The organism is Nonomuraea sp. NPDC000554 (assembly GCF_040300065.1).
Classification (GTDB): domain Bacteria; phylum Actinomycetota; class Actinomycetes; order Streptosporangiales; family Streptosporangiaceae; genus Nonomuraea.
Genome location: NZ_JBEPDC010000025.1, coordinates 1 through 19,939 on the forward strand (window position 1 = coordinate 1; position 19,939 = coordinate 19,939).

The 19,939-nt window shown below is 66.3% G+C and carries 16 protein-coding genes and 1 pseudogene; 9 read left to right on the top strand and 8 right to left on the bottom strand.

The window, feature by feature from the left end:
• Window positions 1-107: 107 nt before the first annotated feature.
• The 4 genes from ABT294_RS36670 to ABT294_RS36685 all read right to left on the bottom strand — a co-directional run bounded on the left by ABT294_RS36670 (window position 108) and on the right by ABT294_RS36685 (window position 5,774).
• Window positions 108-896 carry a hypothetical protein gene (locus tag ABT294_RS36670; RefSeq protein WP_350810977.1) on the bottom strand — a complete coding sequence of 263 codons (789 nt, stop codon included), beginning with the start codon at window positions 894-896 and terminating at the stop codon, window positions 108-110.
• A gap of 310 nt (window positions 897-1,206) precedes the next feature.
• Window positions 1,207-1,950 (bottom strand): hypothetical protein, encoded by a 744-nt coding sequence (locus ABT294_RS36675; RefSeq protein WP_350810978.1) that lies wholly within the window; start codon window positions 1,948-1,950, stop codon window positions 1,207-1,209.
• Window positions 1,951-2,368: 418 nt separating this feature from the next.
• Window positions 2,369-3,040, bottom strand: a complete 672-nt coding sequence (locus tag ABT294_RS36680; RefSeq protein ID WP_350810980.1) for a hypothetical protein — start codon at window positions 3,038-3,040, stop codon at window positions 2,369-2,371.
• A 361-nt stretch (window positions 3,041-3,401) separates the two neighbouring features.
• Entirely contained in the window at window positions 3,402-5,774 is a 2,373-nt protein-coding gene (locus tag ABT294_RS36685; protein WP_350810981.1) for a glycoside hydrolase domain-containing protein, read from the bottom strand.
• A gap of 268 nt (window positions 5,775-6,042) precedes the next feature.
• Between ABT294_RS36685 and ABT294_RS36690 the strand changes: the two are divergent.
• The 3 genes and pseudogenes from ABT294_RS36690 to ABT294_RS36700 all read left to right on the top strand — a co-directional run.
• A pseudogene (locus tag ABT294_RS36690) lies at window positions 6,043-6,784 on the top strand (transposase family protein); the annotation flags it as partial.
• 259 nt (window positions 6,785-7,043) lie between these two features.
• Window positions 7,044-7,193, top strand: a complete 150-nt coding sequence (locus ABT294_RS36695) for a hypothetical protein (RefSeq protein ID WP_350811122.1) — start codon at window positions 7,044-7,046, stop codon at window positions 7,191-7,193.
• The gene (locus ABT294_RS36700; RefSeq protein ID WP_350811123.1) at window positions 7,180-7,488 is read left to right on the top strand and encodes a hypothetical protein; all 309 of its coding nucleotides are present in this window, start codon (window positions 7,180-7,182) and stop codon (window positions 7,486-7,488) included. The genes ABT294_RS36695 and ABT294_RS36700 overlap by 14 nt, the downstream gene beginning before the upstream one ends.
• A 125-nt stretch (window positions 7,489-7,613) precedes the next feature.
• On the opposite strand, the gene ABT294_RS36705 is transcribed toward ABT294_RS36700, so the two are convergent.
• Both ABT294_RS36705 and ABT294_RS36710 read right to left on the bottom strand, forming a co-directional pair.
• Entirely contained in the window at window positions 7,614-9,713 is a 2,100-nt protein-coding gene (locus ABT294_RS36705; protein ID WP_350810982.1) for an ATP-binding protein, read from the bottom strand.
• 8 nt (window positions 9,714-9,721) lie between these two features.
• Window positions 9,722-12,028, bottom strand: coding sequence for an ATP-binding protein (locus ABT294_RS36710; RefSeq protein WP_350810983.1), 2,307 nt, complete (start codon window positions 12,026-12,028; stop codon window positions 9,722-9,724).
• Between the two features lie 438 nt (window positions 12,029-12,466).
• On the opposite strand from ABT294_RS36710, the gene ABT294_RS36715 reads away from it, so the two are divergent.
• Both ABT294_RS36715 and ABT294_RS36720 read left to right on the top strand, forming a co-directional pair.
• A complete protein-coding gene (locus ABT294_RS36715) occupies window positions 12,467-12,820 on the top strand; it encodes a type II toxin-antitoxin system RelE/ParE family toxin (RefSeq protein ID WP_502912196.1) in 354 nt (117 codons plus the stop codon).
• A gap of 2 nt (window positions 12,821-12,822) precedes the next feature.
• Entirely contained in the window at window positions 12,823-13,173 is a 351-nt protein-coding gene (locus ABT294_RS36720) for a helix-turn-helix domain-containing protein (RefSeq protein ID WP_350810986.1), read from the top strand.
• A 114-nt stretch (window positions 13,174-13,287) separates the two neighbouring features.
• Here the strand turns inward: ABT294_RS36720 and ABT294_RS36725 are convergent, their stop codons facing one another.
• The gene (locus ABT294_RS36725; protein ID WP_350810987.1) at window positions 13,288-13,500 is read right to left on the bottom strand and encodes a nucleoside hydrolase; all 213 of its coding nucleotides are present in this window, start codon (window positions 13,498-13,500) and stop codon (window positions 13,288-13,290) included.
• A gap of 36 nt (window positions 13,501-13,536) precedes the next feature.
• Between ABT294_RS36725 and ABT294_RS36730 the strand changes: the two genes are divergently transcribed.
• The 4 genes from ABT294_RS36730 (at window position 13,537) to ABT294_RS36745 (ending at window position 19,446) form a co-directional block, all read left to right on the top strand.
• Window positions 13,537-16,131, top strand: coding sequence for a family 78 glycoside hydrolase catalytic domain (locus tag ABT294_RS36730; RefSeq protein ID WP_350810989.1), 2,595 nt, complete (start codon window positions 13,537-13,539; stop codon window positions 16,129-16,131).
• A gap of 498 nt (window positions 16,132-16,629) precedes the next feature.
• Window positions 16,630-17,514: a S1 family peptidase gene (locus tag ABT294_RS36735; protein WP_350810990.1), complete on the top strand. Its 885-nt coding sequence runs from the start codon at window positions 16,630-16,632 to the stop codon at window positions 17,512-17,514.
• A 112-nt stretch (window positions 17,515-17,626) separates the two neighbouring features.
• On the top strand, window positions 17,627-18,865 hold the full coding sequence (locus tag ABT294_RS36740; protein WP_350810991.1) for an MFS transporter: 1,239 nt from the start codon (window positions 17,627-17,629) through the stop codon (window positions 18,863-18,865).
• A 167-nt stretch (window positions 18,866-19,032) separates the two neighbouring features.
• Window positions 19,033-19,446 (top strand): peptidase inhibitor family I36 protein, encoded by a 414-nt coding sequence (locus ABT294_RS36745; protein WP_350810992.1) that lies wholly within the window; start codon window positions 19,033-19,035, stop codon window positions 19,444-19,446.
• Window positions 19,447-19,510: 64 nt separating this feature from the next.
• On the opposite strand, the gene ABT294_RS36750 is transcribed toward ABT294_RS36745, so the two are convergent.
• On the bottom strand, window positions 19,511-19,939 hold a 429-nt coding region (locus tag ABT294_RS36750), incomplete at its 5' end, for an FG-GAP-like repeat-containing protein (protein WP_350810994.1).

The window sequence follows — 19,939 nt, forward strand, 5'->3', positions numbered from 1 at the left end:
CTTCCACCGGCAAGCGACGACGAGCTTACGCACAGACGATCAGCCGCTACATCACGGCTTCACCTCCGTTCTGCTGGGCGCACGAGATCACCTCAATGACCATAGAATTATTCCGGTCTAAGTCCAAGAATCTTACGAGCGTTGGCGTATCGGATCTTCATGAGCGTCTGCAGACGCGATATCTTGTCTCTATTAGCGGCAATAATTCTATTTTGGGCATCGGCGTAGACGGCTAGACGAACGCCAAAGTAGTTGATCTCCCTACGACAGTCCTCGTCGGCCACCGCCGTTTTAATCTCCAGAGAAGTGACAGCATGTCGCCGCGTTTCGGGGTCGATCTCCTTCTCCCATCTCGGATCGTTTTCCGCCCTATCCGGGGAACTGTAGGAGTAACCTCGCCCACGCATACACATGCTCCACCGCTCGTCGACCTCAGTCAGTCTAGGGTCTTTGAAAGCGACTTCAGAGGCGCTATCCATCAAACCGAGCATTTGCTTGTGATCTCTAGGCTTCGCAGCTCCCGACCCGTCAGGGCTTGGGGTGCCAACATTCAATGCGCGTTCAGCCTCATTGGCACATCCCCCGTCCGGAACCTTGATCCCCTTGACAACCTTCTTCCCAAGTCCAGTATATGCGGCATCGATATTCGAAGGGATAATGAACGCACGTCTCCCGTCCTGTGCGGCCCACGCCTCATCGCGCATTCCCGGAGGTCCTTGGTATCCATATTTTTCGACGTCTCGCGGCCCAAGCCATCCGGCATAGTCTGCGTTCTTTGGATAGTTTACCGGGCTGGTGTTCTTGGAGGACGGCATCCTGAGCCCGAACCTCCTGAGGCACTGGTCTGCGACCTTAAAGTCGGCCTTGTCGACAACGCTTCGTTGCATGCGGTTCAAGTCATAAGCATCAAAAGGGAGAACTAGATCTTCCTCTGAAGACACCTGAGAAGGAGTCGCATCGACGGTAGTCGGCGAGCACCCGGCAATAGGCAGCAAGAAAGAGGCCGCAACCACCAAGAAGCGCCCTCTGTTAGTCAGGGTGGCTGCAGAGTTCATCCAAACCTCACTTGTGACCGCACTTTGAGACCTAAATAGGATAAGTCTTATGTCAATCCCATTCCGCGCCACGCGGATTGCGGTGGGCGGATGGCGAAGATGGCATCCGCCTATCCGCCCACCAGTTACGCTCTACGCCCTCTAGAGAGGACTACCACGCAACTCTAGAGGCGTACTCCCATCCTTGCGACGAATTCAGCCACCCATGTCCCCGGACATAATCAGCCTCGGCCTTTCGGATGCCGGCAGAGTAAGACCCATCAGCCCACCATCCGAAGTCCCGGGAGAGATTGCTGCCCCACCCGCAGTAGTGTGGGCTTCCGGAAGTGTCCCACCAGCCGGTGGTCACCTTTTTCAACGATCCGTCCGTGTTGGAGCCAGTGTATTTCGGGTACATCTTGGACCAGCCGTACCAGATGCTGTTCGCTGCGGCCTTCCCCTCATTCACCCGCCAATAGATCTCAGCGGGGGTTCCCGATCCATACGAGCTGGTGACGGTCGTACCTGAGAGCGGGCTAGGGCCAGCAGAGTAAGAGATGTTACCTGGGTCGGAGAGCCAGCTCCCGCACCATACGTCAGCAGCAGCTACTGCATCGGCATCGGTGAAGCCGACTTCCGAACCCAGACCGTCCCTCACTGCCTTCTTGTCCTTTGCGTTGAGAGGAAGCTCATCCGCAGCGATCGGCTGCGGAGAAGGAGCCGACTGATTCAGAATCCTCAGGTCATGCTCCTGCTCCTCCGTAGACAGGGGCTCACCGGGAGCGACCCTCCGAAACTCTGGGTCTTGAGGAGAGGCCGATGGCGAGCTCGGGCTGTCCGCGAGAGTGGGGGCCACATTGAGCATGGTAGTCGCCGCAGCAGCGGCAACGACAATTGCAACATACTTGAGCGCCACGAGAGTATGCTCCTTTGTGCAGTACCGCCCATGAGTGGCCAATAGCCGTCCAGGCCGGACCACCTAAGGGGCTAATCCAATAAGATTCTATGTGAATTCGGCTGACGCGAACCAGCAAAGTCGACCAGGACGCCGAACTCCCACTTGATACTGGATGACTTATGGCTCGTCGACCTACTCCCCTAGAACTAGTAGTCTAACGTTATTGGCAGGACCTCCTTTCCAGTTCATTGCCGGCTCGAACTGCGGCGGCTATCCCCTAGAGTGCATCGCGCGAAGTGACTGATGCAATTCATGGCTAGTATGAACCAGCCCACATCGTCATAGGAGCTACGTTGTTTCTCTTACCGTAGTGGAGAGAAAAGGCCCAGGGGCTGGTGCTGCGATGCCCCTGCACGGCGGAGGACCGTCTGTGTGATCAGCGCGTTCGCTGCTTCTGTTCCAGCTGTCGCGCGGCCTTAATGCGCTCGGGTCGGAACGGATCTTCCGCCCCAGCGCCCTTACCAGGCGTGCGGTTCCACAAGCCGATCTTCGCCGACAGCGTGCCTATACGAACGTCATCGGGTGGCAGGTCGATTTGGAAGTGACTCTGCTTGGGTACGTGCTCATCTCCACCCCACCTGACCACGCCGTCGCACTCCGCGAGGATGTCTCGGATGACTATCAATTCGTGGGGGAAGAAGCCGTCCGATACGCCGACCGGGTAAGTTTCTGGCCGGATCGCGATCGCGGTTCCCGACGCGTAGTTGCTCTCGTAGGGTTGGGCCGGGGCACGTAAGGCGACGTGTCCGGTGATTTCATTGGGGACGTCGTTCCGAAGAGCATCGATCTCGTAGTGAAAGCGGCGCGCAACGTGTAGGAGCACCAAGGCGACGTCCCCCTGCAGGAGGTGCACGGAAACGTTGCTGCCTTCGATCCGGTGTACCTGTGCGTCCTTTATAACGGGCCAGCCGTTCTCGGTGGCGCCGGTCGAGATTGCGGCTTCCGCAGCGGCCGGAGCCACGATGCCAGACATGGCGACCGCACCGACGACGCCGAATCCGGCGGCTAGAAAGTGCCTGCGGGATAAATACTTTAGGTGTTCGGTCAATGACGCTCCTTGAGATTCACGACGATGCTTCCCCTGGAGGGCTGGTGCTGTGGACGATCGCGCGGACCCCCATCACGATTCCGGTGACCGCGCCGCCGGCCAACAGGATCAACAGCGGGTTGACGTATGCAGGTACCAGGTCGGTGGTCGTTCCGTCCTGCCAACGGCACAGATGCCTGAGCGGAAGCCATGTCCAAGAGGTGGCCGGATCTCCCAGACGCTTACTGACGCAGTATTCGCTCGTGGGAACCAGTTGGAGAAATCGCCCCGCCCAGAGTCCGTACGTGTAGGTGAGGACGGCGCCAAAAGTGGTGGCGAACGAGGCAGCGAACCAACGAGAAGCTCTCACAAATGCCAGGCTTTACTGGGTCCGCAGTTTCAGCTGGGCGTTCTCATCAGTGATCCTGGTGAGCATGACCTCGCAGAAACCCTGCAGGAACTCCTGCAGTTTCGTTCCCGGCAGCATGTGCGGCAGCACGGTCGGAACACCCCCGGTGGACTCGATGAGCCAGACGCGACCGACCGCGATAATGGTTTCGACATCCCTTGCGAGCAGCTGGTCGGCTACCGTGTAGAGGTTGTCAGTGTTGTTGAAACGCCCCTCGTAGAACTGCTTGAAACGAGACTTGTATCCGTTGCCCTTGTAATAGGACTCCACAGCGTCGGCTATGTTCGCCCCCTGTCGAACCTTCATCGTGATGTTGTAGCCGTCCGCGTCCTCGATCAGATCGCGCAGTTTGAATGATCCCGGTCCGTCCAGGCGGGACAGCTTCTCTAGACAGTAGGTGTGTCCCGAGGAATAGCTTTCACTGTTACGGCGCCATTCGCCATAGAACGTCATCAGGTCGCCACCCCATCCGGTGACATCGCCGCGACTCACGCCGAGACCGGAAGGCGGAGGGGCCACGTACACGCCGTTGCAGTTGGCGCCGAAATGGGCAACATCCAGGTCGATGCCGTAGAATGGATCGCGCGCCTCGGTAATCCTGGCGATCCCCGCGGCTTTCACATGCGCCACGAACCCGGCATCGTAATCACCGATGAGTGCTTCCCACTGAGCGTCGCCGTAGTCGATGTACCGTAGGTATTCCATGACCAGCTGGCTGGGGTTCCTGCTGCCGCCGTACTGAACGGCGAGGTCGTAGAGGCGCCGGATGTAGGCGACGAACTCGTCGATGGAATTGCTTGGGGTGTTAACTGCGGACACCCCCGGGTCGGTGTCCTTAGCGTGGACGTTCTTGTCGATCTGGATCTGTCCGGTACCGGAGCCGATCGTGAGGGTCTGGATCTGGTTGAAAGACCAGTTCTCGGGCAGGGGGAAGCCCATGTTGCCGGAGAAACCGGTCGACATCCCCGACACGAAGGACCATCGAGCCAGCGTCGCCTTCGTGACCTGCGTGCACACGTTTCTCGACCCGTACACGCCGTGCACGTACCTCTTGCCTTGACTTGCAAGAGCGGCGACAACACCTCGGAAGTACGGGATGATGTTGGACTCAATCTCGGCCTGAGTGGCGTCATAGTCCACGGCGAAATAGATCACGGTGCCGCTGTTGAATCCGTACTTGACTGCCGCCGTATGAGCCCCGAGGCCGTCCTGGTAGCCCTGCGCATAGGTGAAGTAGCTGACCGCTCCACCGTAATACTGAGATATCGGAAAGACTTTGAGGTCGTTCCGGAAGATCGTTTCCAGCTCACCCGGCTGGATCTGCTTGTTCAGCGGATTGTTGCTGGGGCGTTCGTCAAGATAGCGACCAACCACCCGGTATCCGGCGCGGTGCAAGGCTTGGGCGCGAGCGTCGGTTATGGTGGTGATGCAGTCTGCGGCGGTTCCCAGCCGATCCGGATCGCCGGTGGACACCAGGGTCTGGCACCACGTGGTGAAATCTACCTCACCCTTCGCCGGCAGGCCTGTGAATTCCTGAAAATCGCGTGTCCAGCCCTTGAGTTCGGCGTCGTAGGAGTCCGTGAAAGTAGCCTCCTTGTACGACCAGCCGCCCTGTTGGGTCTGATATTTGATGCTCCCGTTGAACACGCACGCAGCACTGTAGATCTGTACCCAGATCCCTGAGGAGCCCGCAGCAAGCGGATGCCCCCTGAGCCCCACCTGGGTGCCTGGGCCGAACACTCCAGTAGCTTGATCGTCGGTCATGCCGAGCTCGAACTGGATCGCCAGATAGAGTGACTTCTGGACGTCTCGTGAGAAGATACCGTCACAGGGAATCACGAAGAAGTTCTGACGATGATAGTAACGCCCGTTCAACCATCGCTGAACATCTCGGACCTTTTCTCTTCCTCCTTCAACCAGCAGGTAGGAGTCCATGGTCAGGATGGCCTTGAAACCCTTCGGCTGAACGCTGTTGATCTGATTGAGGCCGGCGTTCGTGAGAAGTGCCTGCACGGCTATATGGGTCGTGCCGTCATATACACCGTATTGCGATGCTCCCCAGTAACCCTTACAGAAGAGTCCATGCTGAAGGATTTTTATGATGTTCTTGTTGGCAGTGTTCGGGCCAATGTCGCCGAGGGCTCCCAGTTTGGCCAGAGTGGTCGGTCCGAAGTTGTCAGATAGCGGCGTGACACCCAACTCAATCTGTAAGGCGCGCGTCAGTGAATACATGGTCGCCCACCCCGTGATCCCGTCTTCGGCACACTTCTTGTAGCCACTCACTTGCCCATAGGTAGCGTTGACCCACTTCTGAGCCTCAAGGACCTTTGCGTCCAAAGCTTCCATGCCTTTCGACGGCGGAGTGCAGCCTTACAGATTTGGTAATCCGCAAGCCCCGCTGCCCCAGCAAGGCCGGACATCTGCGCAAGGCAATCGCGCTCCTGCAGAATCATCACGCCGCCCGAGGGTTCAGAGGACGGCTGTCACGGAGCTCATTTCACCGTTACGCTGCAGGTCGTGGGCCTGGCGAGAATTGTCGTTCTTGACCGAGAAATAGGAAAGCCCATGGTAGAAGGGTTGTCGACCAAGAACGACCTTTATCACCAGGGCCTGTGTGCTGTTCTACGGTGCTGTGCTGCCATTGTCATCCCACGCCTTGAGCTGCCTGATCGGCGCGCCGCGGCGGCACCGCCTGGCGATCGGTCCTACCCGAAGGCGCCTCAACCCGGGGCAGCAGGCCGTGCTGGTGCTGGTCTACCTCTGCAAGGGCGAGACGTTCGCCGAGATCGCCGCTGTGGTCGGCGTGGGTGCGACCACGGCCTGGTGCTGCGTTCAGGAGGTTGTCACCTTGCTCGCTGCGCGCTCGCCTGGCCTGAATGAGGCTTTACCCGCTGCCAGGCTATGCCTTCGTGGTGCTGGACGGCACCTCATCCCCGTCGACCGAGTAGCTGCTGACCGGCCCTATTAGTCCGGCGAGCGCAAAGAGCACGGGATGGATATTCAGGTCCTCGCCGCCACGGACGGCACTCCCTTGTGGACCTCAGGCTCACTGCCTGGTTCAGTGCATGGTCTCAAGGCCGCCCGCATCTGGGGCGTCATCCGCCTGCTGCAGAGTGCCGGTCTGATCGCACTCGCCGACAAGGCCTACATTGGCGCAGGTGAACACATACGCGTGCCCTGCGAAGGCAGGAACAAGCCAGCCTCACAGAAGAGCGCGAACTCCGCGCATGCCGCGGCCCTGACGAGCGCCTACGCGCGGCTGAAGACCTGACGGCATCCTGCGCAGGCTCCGCTGCTGCCCTCTTCTCACAGGTCGACTCGTCAAGGCAATCCTCCTTCTACAGCTCCGCGAGGCCCGCTGGAAACAGGTTCACGGAATCCGCCGACGGTCCTCCGATCCGCTTCGGCAATCAGATGTTCTGATGCCGCGCTCGTTAGCGGGAGGTCGCAAAGCAGCACCGGCAATGATCGCCCCCTGCCCTTTCCCGGTACGACGCCGACGCCCCGCCGGCCGGTTCCCGAGGGCCGCCCTGACCGGTGGCTCGCGTGGCCGGTCGGTCGCATTCCGCTTACGGACCGTGGTCGAATCCCGTTCACCTGGGTACGGTTCGTGCCATGGCGAAGGACGACGAGCCGGAGCAGATCAAGTGCGGCGCATGCTTCGGCGAGGGCGGCAACTGGGAAGAGCTCAACGGCAAGCAGGATCAGGAGCGGCGCTGGAACACGTGCCGCTCGTGCGCCGGGAGCGGCTTTGTCGACGCCTGACCCGATCACCTGCCCCGAGTGCGGTGGCACCATGGTCGAGTGGGTGGCCGGGATGGCGCTGGCCTGCGAGTTCTGCAACGGCAGAGGCCACGACGGCCGTCCCCAGTGGACACCGGAGAACCCGCCGCCGCGCCCGCCCGTGTGGGCCGACCCGCGGTGGAACGACCCGCAGTACGCCCGGCTCAAGCTGTGCCGCTACTGCTTGGGGGCCCGCGAGGTGACGCACATGAACGAGGTCACCCGGACGATGGTGATGGTGTCCTGCCCCGGATGTGCCGAGCACCGGTCGGAGTAGCCGGCCGGGCGTCACCGCAGTGGCCTACAGGTTTTCTTCTCGCAGACCGGTCCCGTGCCAGCCGTCACCCAGCCGGTAGGCCCGTCGGGCCGTCCCGGCGAAGACGTCCGCACGCTCGCCCGCTATCACGGCTCCTCCAGCGCGTAGGCGACCGCCTGCGACAGCCCGAGCCGCGTGCCGTCCCGGAAGGCCGCCCGGTACGCCTGGGCCCCCAGTGCGCGTCGTGCCCGCTCGGTGCACTCCTGGTGCGATCTCGCCTGGAACCGCAGCCGCAACGGAGAGGAGGCGACCGCCTCCCACAGGAGGTGCGCGGCGCCCAGCAGCCGGGCGGCCCGTTCGTGCCGGCCGCGCGCCTCAGCCGTCCACGCCAGCACCTCCAGGCACTGGGGGAGGCCCCACCGGTCGTCTGCGACGCTCCAGAACGCGGCCACCTCCCGCATCCTGGCCTCGGTCTGCTGCCAGTCGCCCCGCTCCCAGCAGGCAATGCCGACCGCGTACAGCGCGTACGCGCGGAAGAGCGTCGCGTTGCGCTCCTCACACAACATCACGAGTTCCGCACCGTACGCGGCGGCCCGGTCCGGGCTCGTCGTGGCGCCGAAGAGTGCGGCGAAGTACAGGGTGACCCCCACGGCGTGGACGTCGCCTCTCGCCCAGTGCCGGGTGCGGGCCTCCTCCAGGAGCGCGATCCCGCCCTGGGTGTCGCCCTCGGACAACGCCGCGACGCCGGAGAGCTGGACGGCGAACGCGAGCGCCGCCTCGTCCCCCAGCTGCCGCGCGAGCGCCATGCACTCCCGCGTGTCCGCCGCTGCCGCCGGATCACCCTGGTAGTGGGCGAGCAGCCCGTCGGCCCACAGGCCCATCACCCTGGTCACGCTCGATCCGGGCACGAGCGCGAGGCCGCGTTTCAGCCAGTGCCGGCCTTCGTTGAGAGCACCGGCGACGAGCCAGTTGGCCCACAGCGCAGAGGCGATCTCCAACCCGGCGGGGGCGTCGCCGGGCCTGCCGAAACAGAGGTCGAGGGCGACGCGCACGTTGGGAAGCTCCGGCTTCAGTGTCCGGATGTGATCGATCTGGTCGGGCTCCACGCGGTCCACGCGCAGTCGCTCCGCCAGTCGGCGATAGTGGTCGATGTAGCGCCCGCGCAGCGCCTCCGCGTCCGCGGCGGGCAGGTGTTCGCGGCCGTACGCGCGGATGGTCTCCAGCATGCGGTAGCGGACTGCGGTGCCGTGCTGCTCCGCTCCGCCCAGGATGGACTTGTCCACGAGCCCGATCATCAGATCCAGCACGTCCTCGCGTGCCAGCCCCTGCCCGGGGCAGACGGCTTCGGCGGTGTCCAGATCCACACCCCCCGGGAACATCGACAGCCGCTCCCACAACCGTCGCTCGCCGGACGAGCACAGCCCGAAGCTCCACTCCATGGTCGCCCGCAGAGTCTGGTGGCGTGCCAGCGTGCCGGGGCCGCCCTCGGCCGGTACTTCCAGACGCTCGTCGAGCTCGTTCACGAGGTCTTCCACCGATGTCGTACGCAGCCGTACCGCCGCCAGCTCGATGGCCAGCGGAATCCCGTCCAGGTGCCGGGCCAGCCGGGCGACCGCCTGGGCATTGGCCCCGTTGACGAGGAAGCCCGGCCGGGTCGTCGCCGCTCGCTCGGCGAAGAGGCGCACGGCGTCACGCCGTGCGATGTCGCGGGTACTGTCACCGGGCTGCGGGACCGGCAGTGACGGTACGGGCAGCACCTGCTCGCCGTACACCCCGAGCGACTGGCGGCTGGTGGCCAGGATCTGCAGCCGCGAGGTGCCGCGCAGGAGCTGGTGCACCAGTCGGGCGCACGCGCCGAGCAGATGCTCGCAGTTGTCCAGCACCAGCAGCTGTTGTTTGTCCGCCAGATGCTCTATCAGCAGGGCCACGAGGTCCGGTGTGGTGTCACGGATTCCCAGTGCGGCGGCCACGGCCGGGGCCAGCAGGTCCTCGTCGTCGATGGTGGCCAGCTCCACCAGCCGAACCCCGTCTCGGTACCTCTGCGGCAGGACGCGGCTGACATGTCGCGCCAGCCGCGTCTTGCCCACCCCGCCCGCGCCGGTCAGGGTCAGCAGGCGGGTCCTGGCCAGGATCCGCCTGACTTGGGAGATCTCGTGCCGTCGTCCGACGAAACCGGAAGCGTCGGCCTGCTGCCAGTCCGCCGCTGACTGTTCGGCGGCTGGGACGTTCCAGATCGTGTCTTTCACCGGCATGCTCACTCGCCGCCGGGTGGCCCCTCGCCAGTGAGGCGGGCCTGCTCTGCGACCCAGCCGACGATCTGGGTCCTGGAGTTGAAGCCGAGTTTGCTCAGGATGTGCTCGGCGTGGCCTTCGACGGTGCGCTGAGCGATCACCAGCGCCGCCGCGATCTCCTTGTTCTTCATCCCCCGGGCGATGAGCTGGGCGATCTCCGTCTCTCGTGGGGTGAGCGGCGAGTACTGGCCCGCCTCATCGGATCGGCTGCGAGACGGCGCTTCCTCCATGAGGGCGTAGGCAAGCGCCTGGTCAGGGGAGCGCCCGGCGCCTCGCTTGACGGCCGTATGGAAGGCCTGTTCGCGAAGGGAACGATGCGTACGGATCTCGCATTCGTCGTGATACGGGATGAGGTGGCCGAATCCCAGTAGTGGCGCGCCGATCGCCTCCCAGATGTCGCGCAGGATGCCCAACAGCTCGCCGGCCCGCGCGTACTCCCCTTGTGAGGCGGCGATCCAGGCCAGCACCTCGATGGTGAGCCCGACCCCGACCGAGTCGTCCAGCTCGTGGAAGACGCGCAGGCTCTCCTGCTCCAAGGCGGTCGCGCGCCGCGTGTCGCCTTGGCGCCAGAGCTCGATGCCGAGCGCCGCCACCGTGTACGCCCTGTGCCAGCTCTCGCCATGAGCGTCGCAGATGGCGATGCCCTCCTCGGCGGCGGCGACGGCGCGTTCCGATCCGCCGAGGAACGAGTGCGCGAGGGAGAGCCAGGTCAGCGCCTGGACTTCGCCCGCAGGGTCTCCGCCGGCGCGATGATGGGTCACCGCCTCCTCGAAGGATCTGATAGCCGATGCGGTGTCTCCCCCGTGCATGGCGACCATTCCGGAGTAGAGCGCGACGTAGCCGAGCACCGGTTCCAGCCCGAGTTCCTCGCCGAGTGTTCTGCTCTTGGCCAGCAACCCGATGGCCGAGTCCTGGTCGCCCTGGATGATGGCGAGCCACCCGCATGCCCAGAACGCCCGCGCCCTGACCTGGGGCCCGCCGCCGGATTCCGCGAGTCCCTGTTCGAGCCAGTCACGTCCCTCGCCCAGGTGGCTGCTGGTGATCCAGTGGTCGAGCAGGTCGCTCGCCATGTCGATGCAGAGCCCGGCGTGCTCGGCGTAGCAGTATTCCAGGGCGGTGCGCAGGTTGGGATGCTCGGCGCGCAGCCGGGTCAGCAGCTTGGCCTGCGCCGGGCCGAACAGCTGCGCCCGCGCCTCGCGCGAGAGCTGCCGGTAGTAGTCGCGATACCGGTGTTTCAGCTCCTGCTCCCGCCCGGAGGCGACGAGGCGCTCACGTCCGTACTGCCGGATCGTGTCCAGCAGCCGGTATCGCACTCCGTACGGATGGTCCTCCCGGATCAGGACGGACTTCTCCACCAAACCGATCACCAGATCGATGATCTCGTCACGGGGGATGGCGTCCCCGGCGCAGACCGCTTCCGCCGCCTCCAGATCCAAGCTGCCGGTGAACACCGAGAGGCTTGCCCACAGCAGGCGCTCCTGCTCGGTGCAGAGCCCGTGACTCCAGTCGATCAGGGCGCGGAGCGTCCGGTGGCGGGGCGCGGCGGCGCTCGATCCTGAGCTGAGCAGCCCGAAGAGATCGTCCAGCCGGTGGAGCAGCTGGTGGACCGAGAGCACGCGCAGTCGCACGGCGGCGAGCTCGATGCCGAGCGGCAGACCGTCCAGGCGGCGGCAGATCTGCTCGATGATGTCCTGATTCTCGCTGGTGACGGTGAAATCGGGCAGCACGGCCGTGGCCCGCTCGGCGAAGAGCCGTACCGCGTCGGACATGGGGAACGGCGTGTCGTGCTGGGATGCGCTGCTTGGCAGCGGCAACGTCGGCACCGGGAACGCCTGCTCGCAGGCGACTCCCAGTGGCTGTCGGCTGGTGGCCAGGATGCGCAGTTCCGAGCCGGAGCGCAGCAGCGTCTGGGCCATCATGGCGGACTCGTCGAGGACGTGCTCGCAATTGTCCAGGACGACCAGCGCCCGCTGCTCGCGCAGGTGCTCGGTGAGCACCTGGATGGGCGACTGGGCGGAGTGACTCTGGATTTTCAGCGCGGCGACCATGGCCTGAGGCAGCAATGCCGGGTTGTCCAGTTCGGCGAGTTCGACCAGCCAGACCCCGTCGGGGAAGGCCCGTCGCACGTCGGTGGCGACGCGCAGGGCCAGCCGGGTCTTGCCGACGCCGCCGGGCCCGGTGAGGGTCACCATGCGGGCGTCGGCCAGCAGCCGCTTGACTGCTGTTACTTCGTGCCGACGCCCGATGAAGCTGGTTACCTCAGCAGGCAACCCGCTGGCGTACGTTTGCGCCGAGGTGCGCAATGTGGCAGTGGTCATCGATGCCTCGCATCGGCTTGAGCGAGTGAGTCACCACACGCTGACAAGAGCCGATATATCCATCATGTGCTCGTGGCGGGTGTTCCGACCACCCGGACAATATGCCTGGTCATCGCACATATCGGGCCGAATGCCAGATTATCGGCGACCCATGGTGAAGAGCGGGCCTGCATATGGGACAGATTTTGTCGAGAACCGCGCCGAAGAAGGCGCCGAGGTGCTGGGCGGACCCCAGCCCACGCGGCCAGGACGCGTCAGTGAGGAGATAGGCCAGCACCCTTGCAAACACTCTATGAATGTGGACGACTTCGCTATGTGTCCGCACCCGGAGAAGTAGTCTACCCGAAGACTTAAGGCTATCCTTGAATCAGGGAGAACGTCGTGGTGTGGATGGTGAAGGTCACCGACGAGTACGCCGCCTGGTTCCGCGTGTTGATCAAGGAGGATCTCGAGTCCGCAATCCAGGTCGCACAGGCTGTTGCGGCCCTGCGCGAGGAGGGACCGACCTTGGGCAGGCCGCTCGTGGACCGCCTCAAGGGGAGCAAGCTGCACCACCTCAAGGAACTGCGCCCGGGATCGCGAGGCCGCTCGGAGATCAGAGTGATTTTCGCGTTCGATCCCGCCAGGGCCGCATTGCTCCTGCTAGGTGGCGACAAAGCGGGTAACTGGGAGCGGTGGTACAAGGAGCACGTCCCGCTGGCCGAACAGCTCTATACCCTCTACACCAGCGATAGCGAGGAGTGAAGATGCCGAAGAGAACGCCGGGAGACTGGGAAGACCTGGAGCGGGAACTTCATGCCGCTGGAGTCGCCCCGGCAGAGATCGAGGCAGGAGCACGACGCCTGCTCGCCGAAGCAAGGGGCCACCAGCTGGCCGAAGCGCGAAAGGAGCGCGGCTTGGGCCAGAAGGACATTGCGGCGATCATGGATGTGAGTGTCGCCCGAGTTTCGCAGATCGAACACGGCGAGGTGGCCTCTCTCGATGTCATCGCTCGTTATGTCGAGGCACTCGGCGCGCGCCTCGACCTGGTCGTCGACTTCGGCGACCACACCTTGCGACTGCCTGTCACCGAGAAGCCTGTAGACAGCGCGGCCTGACACCTCCGACTACTCATAGCCCAGTCGCGGCGGTCCCTCTTGGCGGGATCCAGAGGGGGGCGGACCTGACAGGAATGGGCGACGCGACAGTGGCCGCCGCCTCCGGGTCGCAATTCAGGTTGTGCTCGGGCTTGGGGGCGTCGAACCGGCCCCCATGATCCAGAGGTGCCGCACGTCCCGGGCGAGGGACGGGGTGGCCGTGATCGCGTTGGCGATGTCGGTGAGGGGCCCGACCGCCACCACGTCCACCTGGCCGGGCGCGCGGCTCACCTGATCCACCAGGTACGCCGACCTGCCCGCGGAACCGCCCACGACGGCCGCGTTCATGCTCAGAATCAGGTGACCCGGACGCGAAGGAGCCCCATGGACGGCCCGACGAACCTGCGGACGTGCGGGATGACCGACCCGATCGGCATCGAGATCACCCGCCCGGCGCTGAGCTGGCAGCTGGCCGCCACCGGCCCGGACGCCCGGCAGACCGGCTATCACGTGCGGGTCTCCCCGGCCGGCGGCGGGGCCGACCTGTGGGACAGCGGCGAGGTCGCCGGCGACGAGCAGCGGGTCGAGTACGCGGGCCGGGTGCTGCCGAGCCGCACCGCCGCCCAGTGGAGGGTCCGGGTCCGCGACGCCGCCGGCCGCTGGTCCGCGTGGAGCGAGAGCGGACGGTTCGAGCTCGGGCTGCTGCGTCCGGACGACTGGACGGCGTCCTGGATCACGCACCCGGACTGGCACGGCGAGGGCGACCCGCGGGCCGGCGAGAACCACCCGCTGCCACTGCTCGCCGGCGAGTGCACGCTCGCCGGGCCGGTCGCCCGCGCCCGCCTGTACGTCGCCGGGCTCGGCGTCTACGTCGCGTCGGTGAACGGCACGCCGGTGACCGACGCCGCGCTGGAACCGCCGTACGCCGACTTCAGCAGGCGCGTCGTGTACACCACGCACGACGTGACGCTGCTGCTGCGCGGCGGGGCGAACGCGATCGGCATCGAGCTCGGCCCCGGGATCGCGCACGTCCTCCCGCACCAGGACCGCTACGCGAAGTTCTTCGGCTCCAAGGCGTCGCCTCGCGCGATCGCCCAGCTGGAGGTCGGCTACGCCGACGGGACGTCCGACCGGTTCTGCACCGGCGTGTCCTGGCGGGCCGTCGGGGGCCCGACCGTCCGCTCGCACTGGTACGGCGGCGAGGACCACGACGCCCGCCTCGCGGTCGCCGGGTGGGACGTCCCCGGCACGGACCGTTCCGGCTGGCGGCCGGCGACGGTCCTGCCGGGCACGGCCGAAACGCTGAGATCGCGTGCCTGCCCGCCCGTCAGGGTCGTGGAGAGGCTGCCGGCGGCCCGGAAGCTCGTCGCCGCCGACGGGACGCCGGTCTTCGACGTCGGCACGGTCGTCGCCGGCTGGACCGAGCTGCGGCTCGACCTGCCCGCCGGACGCCACCTGCGGCTGGTCCCCGGCGACCAGCTGGACGCGTACGGCCGCGTGGCGCAGTCGAAGCCGGCGACCGGCGCGCCGATCTTCAACACGTACGTCACCCGCGACGGCGCGCAGTCGTGGCACCCGCGCTTCCGCTACGACGGGTTCCGCTACGTCGAGGCGCAGGGCCTGCCCGAGCACGTCGGGCAGGAGGCGCTGACGGCGCTGGTGCTGCGCGCCGACAACCCCCGCGTCGGCGACTTCCGGACGTCCAACGACCTGCTCAACAGCGTCCACACCATCATCGACCGCGCGTTGCAGGGCAACATGTACAGCGTCCTCACCGACTGCCCCCACCGCGAGAAGCTGGGCTGGCTGGAGCAGGTCCACCTGCTCTTCGACGTCGTCGCGTACAACTACGACGTCGCCGCCTACTACCGGGAACTGCTGGTCACCATGGCCGAGGCGCAGACCTCCGAGGGGCTGGTGCCCGACATCGCGCCCGAGTACGTGGTGTTCGAGGACCTCTTCAGGGACGACCCCAACTGGGGCGGCGCGATCGTCCGCGTCCCCTGGCAGATGTACCGGTGGTACGGGGACCGGGCGGCGCTGGAGACGCACTACACGGCCATGTCGCGCTATGTCGACTATCTCACCGGCCGCGCGGACGACGGCATCCTCGGCTACGGGCTGGGCGACTGGATCGGGCTGGACTCTTCGACGCCCGTCCCGCTGGTGGCGACGTGGGGGTACTGGCGGGCCGCGAGCACCATGGCCCGTGCCGCCGGCGTGCTGGGCCGCGACGGCGACGCCAAGCGGTTCCGCGCCCTGTCCGAACAGATCGCCGCCGCGTTCACCGGCGCCTTCTTCCACCAGGAGAGCGGGACGTTCGGCAGCGGCAGCCAGGCGTCCGAGATCCTCGCCCTCGACCTCGGCGTCGTCCCGGCGGAGCTCGCCCCCGCCGTGCTGGACCGCGTGAGCGAGGCGATCCGGCCGGTCAACGGCGGCATCACCGTCGGCGAGGTCGCGCTGCCGGCGCTGTTCCGGGTGCTCGGCCGCGCCGGGCGGCACGACGCGCTGTGGGAGTTCGCGACGTCCACGAGCCATCCGAGCTACGGCTACCAGGTGCTGCACGGCGCCACCGCGCTCACCGAGGCCTGGGACGGCCCGACGAGCGGGCTGTCGCAGAACCACTTCATGCTCGGCGCGATCGACGCCTGGTTCTACCGCTGCCTCGCGGGCATCGGCCAGGCGCCGGGATCGACCGGTTTCCGCAGGCTGCTGATCGAACCGATCATGGTGGGCGACCTGGAGTCGGTGCGGGCGAGCACCGCGACGCCCTTCGGGCGGGTCGCGGTCTCCTGGCAGCGGCAGGACGGGGAGTTCCGGCTCGACGTGGAGGTTCCGGCCGGTTCGTCGGCGCGGGTGCGCCTGCCCACGCCCGGCTCCTGGCGGCAGGCGGTCCCGGACGAGGCCGTCGCGCTGGACGCCACCGCCTACGAGATGCCCGCCGGGCGCTGGACGCTCACCGCGACGGAGGGCCGGTGATCGCCGCGCGAACGGCGCCCGCCGGTGGTCACGCGACCCCACTGGCCGGCGAGGACGTGGTCCCGCACGCCCCACCCATCTCCCCTGCACCAGTCTCCGATCACGGCCCGGCGCGACCGCGCGTTTTGTGGTGATTGAGCCCGAGGCCCGGATCGGCGGCCCGCTCGGCGTTCTCGAGCGTTGGCATGCCCTCTGACCTGGGGCATCGCGTTTCCTTCAGGAGAAGTCACAGGTAGCCTGTCGCCTGCGGCTTCATTGCTGAGCCGGTGGGTGCTCCATGGCCCCAGCCGCACAGCCCCCCTCCCCCGCATGATCGTCCGGCTCGTCGGCGATCGGAAGTTCGCGGTACGGAATCGGTGTGCGAGGTGGGTCCAGCACGGCTGCCACCGGGATGAGCATGCCGCCGGCAACCCCCAACCGAATCCCGGAACGTTCCAAGGTGTCTCCCCAGACGCACCCCTCAACGCATGGGAGATGTGTGTGTTCAAGATAACTGGCATGCGATCAGCCGTGCTCGCCACCCTCATGGCCGCCGGACTCGCCCTGACCACCGCTTCGACGGCCGCCGCGGCCACCGTCCACCAGACGTTCCCCGCCGGCGCGGCGAGCGTGGGCCGCCCCGCCATCATCGGCGGGAAGGCGGCGACCGAGCCCTACTCGTTCATGGTGTCCTTCCGGCTGAACAAGCTGCGCGAGCACCACTGCGGCGGCGCCCTCATCGCCCCCGACTGGGTCGTCACCGCCGCCCACTGCGAGGGGCTCATGAAGCCCGGCAAGACGCGGGTGCGGATCGGCTCCCCCGACCGCGACAAGGGCGGAGCCCTCACCAGCGTCAAGCGCATCATCACCCATCCCGGCTGGACGGACCCCAGCAGGGAGCCCGAGGGCGACATCGCGCTCGTCCAGCTGGACCGGCGGGTGGACCTGCAGCCCATCCGCATCGCCGACAGCCCCGGACGGGTGGGCGAGCCGACCCGGATCATCGGCTGGGGCATGACCTGCGAGTACCGGAACGACTGCGCGCACGGCCCCAAGCAGTTGCAGGAGCTCGAGACCGTGCGCGTCCCCGACAGGCGATGCACCGACCTCGACCGCGGCACCGAGGTGTGCACCGGCGCGCTCGACAAGAAGGCGGCCAACGCCTGCAACGGCGACTCCGGAGGCCCGCAGATCCGGAAGGTGAACGGCCGCTGGGAGCTCATCGGCGCCACCTCGCGCGACGGCGACGACTTCGAGGAGCGCCGGGACGGCGGCGCAGGCTGCGCCACCACCCCCGATGGCAGGCCCGGCCTCGGCATCTGGACGGACGTGACCCACTACCGCTCCTGGATCGCCGACACCATCGGCAAGGACGCCCCCGCGGACCTGCGCAACGCCGCCTGACCGCGTCCGAGCACGCCGGCGCGGCTCCCCTGGCCGTCCGACAGCGCGCTGTCGTACAGTCAGGGTGGGTCGTGCCGGCGCTGCTGTCGACTGGCGAGGAGGGCGACGGTTCTTGACGCTCAGGTACGGGAGTCGTTTCGCCAGGGTCCAGGCGCTCGCCAACGCGCAGTTCCGATTACTCCTGTCCAGCCAGATCGCCTCGGTGGTCGGCGAGCAGGTGTTCGCGGTCGCGATCACCGTCTCCGTCCTCAACGCCGGCGGTGACGCCTCGACGCTCGGGCTGGTGCTCGCCGTCCGCGGCGTGGCCCTGGTGATCTTCCTTCCGGTCGGCGGCGTGTGGTCCGACCGGATACCACGGCGCCGGATCATGCTGGCCGCGTACGGCGTCCAGGCGGTCATGGCCGCCGGGCTGGCCCTGGCGTCCACGCTCTCGTTCTGGGCCGCCGCGGCGGCCGTCTTCGTCTCCGGGGTCGCCGAGGCGTTCGTCCGGCCCGCCTTCAACGGGATCCTCAGAGGCGTCCTGACGGAGGACGAACGCGTCTCCGGCAGGTCGCTGATCAGCGTCTCGGTGCGCACGGGCATCATGCTGGGACCGGCGCTGTGCATCGCACTGGTCGCCGTCGCCGGAACCCGATCCGCGTTCGTGGTCACGACGGTCGTCTTCCTGGCCTCGGCCGTGCTGTTCTGGCGCGTCAAGGAGCCGTCGTGGAGTCCGGCGCCCCGCGCGTCGTTCGCGAGCGACATCGCGACGGGGGTGGCGGAGGCGCGGCGGCGTCCCTGGGTGCTCGCCATCCTGCTCTTCTCGACCGTCAGCCTCATGTTCGTGCTGGCGCCGACCCAGGTTCTGCTGCCGGTCGTCAGCACCGCGCACTTCGGATCGCCCGCCGTCTACGGAGTGGCCCTCACCTGTTACGGCATCGGGGGCCTGGCAGGCGGCCTGCTCACGATGGCGTGGCGGCCCCGGGCCGTGGGGGGCGTGGCCATGGTGTCGATGGCCCTCTACGCCGCGGCGCCGCTCTCGCTGCTGGTCTCGGGTTCCGCTCTGTCGATCTTCGTCTGCTTCGCGGTCGCCGGCGCGGGGGTCGAGATGTACGCGATCCAGTGGGAGGTGGCCCTGCAGCGGGAGATCCCGGACCACCTGATCGGGCGCCTCACGTCGTTCGCGTGGCTGTGCAGCTTCGGGCTGATGCCTTTCGGCCAGGCGCTGACCGGGCCGCTGGCCGAGCTCACGAGCACGGGTGTGGTTCTCGGGGTGGCGGCGGCCATCGTGCTCGTCGTGCCGCCCTGTCTCCTTCTGGTGCGGGGAATGGCGAAATTCCGCACGTCCTCACCCGGGGACGCACCGCTGTAAGGCGCCCCTGTAAGCCGCTTTGGCATGAATCGACAGGTCAGCCGAGTTGGCCGGATTCTCGCGCCCATATCAGCCGAAATCCGCGGGTGTTCGTCCCTTCCGTCAGCAAGATCGGAGCGTGTATGTTCATCACGTCAGCGAAAGAAAGTTTCAAGCAATGAGGGGTAATGGGCAAGAAACTTCACCTGCTGGTGCTGCCCGCGGCGGCCGTCGCGCTGTCCGTCCTGCCGACCGTTCCGGCCCAGGCCGCCACCGGCTATGACCGGTGTCACGCCGGCTACTACTGCATGTTCTCCGGCCTCGACGGCTCGGGCGACATCATCGAGATCCAGAGCGACACCCCCGACCTCGCCGCGCTGAACATGGCCGGACGGGGCAAGTCCGACTGGAACCGGACCGCTTCCTACATCCACCTCTTCTCCGAGGCCAACTACGGCGGCTGCTCAGCCGTGACCTCCCCTGGCGGCAAGGGCAACTTCTTCAGCACGTACCGCGACTTCTTCAATTCCGTCCGTATCGGCGGCGCGAACGGCCCCTCGTGCAATACCCCCAGCGAATTCCGGGTCAAGTCCCACACCTGACAGAAACGGCGTACGGCCCGGCATCGTGTTCACGATGCCGGGCCGTCCCGCGCTATCTCGGTCGCTAACTCTGCTGGCTGATCTGGCTGGGCTGCGGCCATTCCGCGCCGACGGCGAAGTTGTCATGCCATTTCGCCGTGTTCGGCAGGAAACGGCCGCCGTCGGACGTCGACACGAACACGTCGCCCGAGGCTCCCCGGGTGTAAGCGATCACGTCGGCCTTGCCGTCGCCGTCGAAGTCGCCCACGCCCGGCACCTGGTCGCCGCCCGCGAAGTCGTCGTGCCACTTCCAGGCCCGCTGGACGAACCGGCCGCCGTCGGAGAGGGAGACGTAGACGTCGGCGGCGCTTCCTCCGGTGAAGGTGGCGATGTCGTCCTTCCCGTCGCCGTCGAAGTCGCCGACCGCCGGCGTCTCGGTGCCCACCGCGAAGGTGTCGTGCCAGAGCCAGGCGTCCTGCCTGAAGATGCTGCCGCTGGACAGCGCCACGAAGAC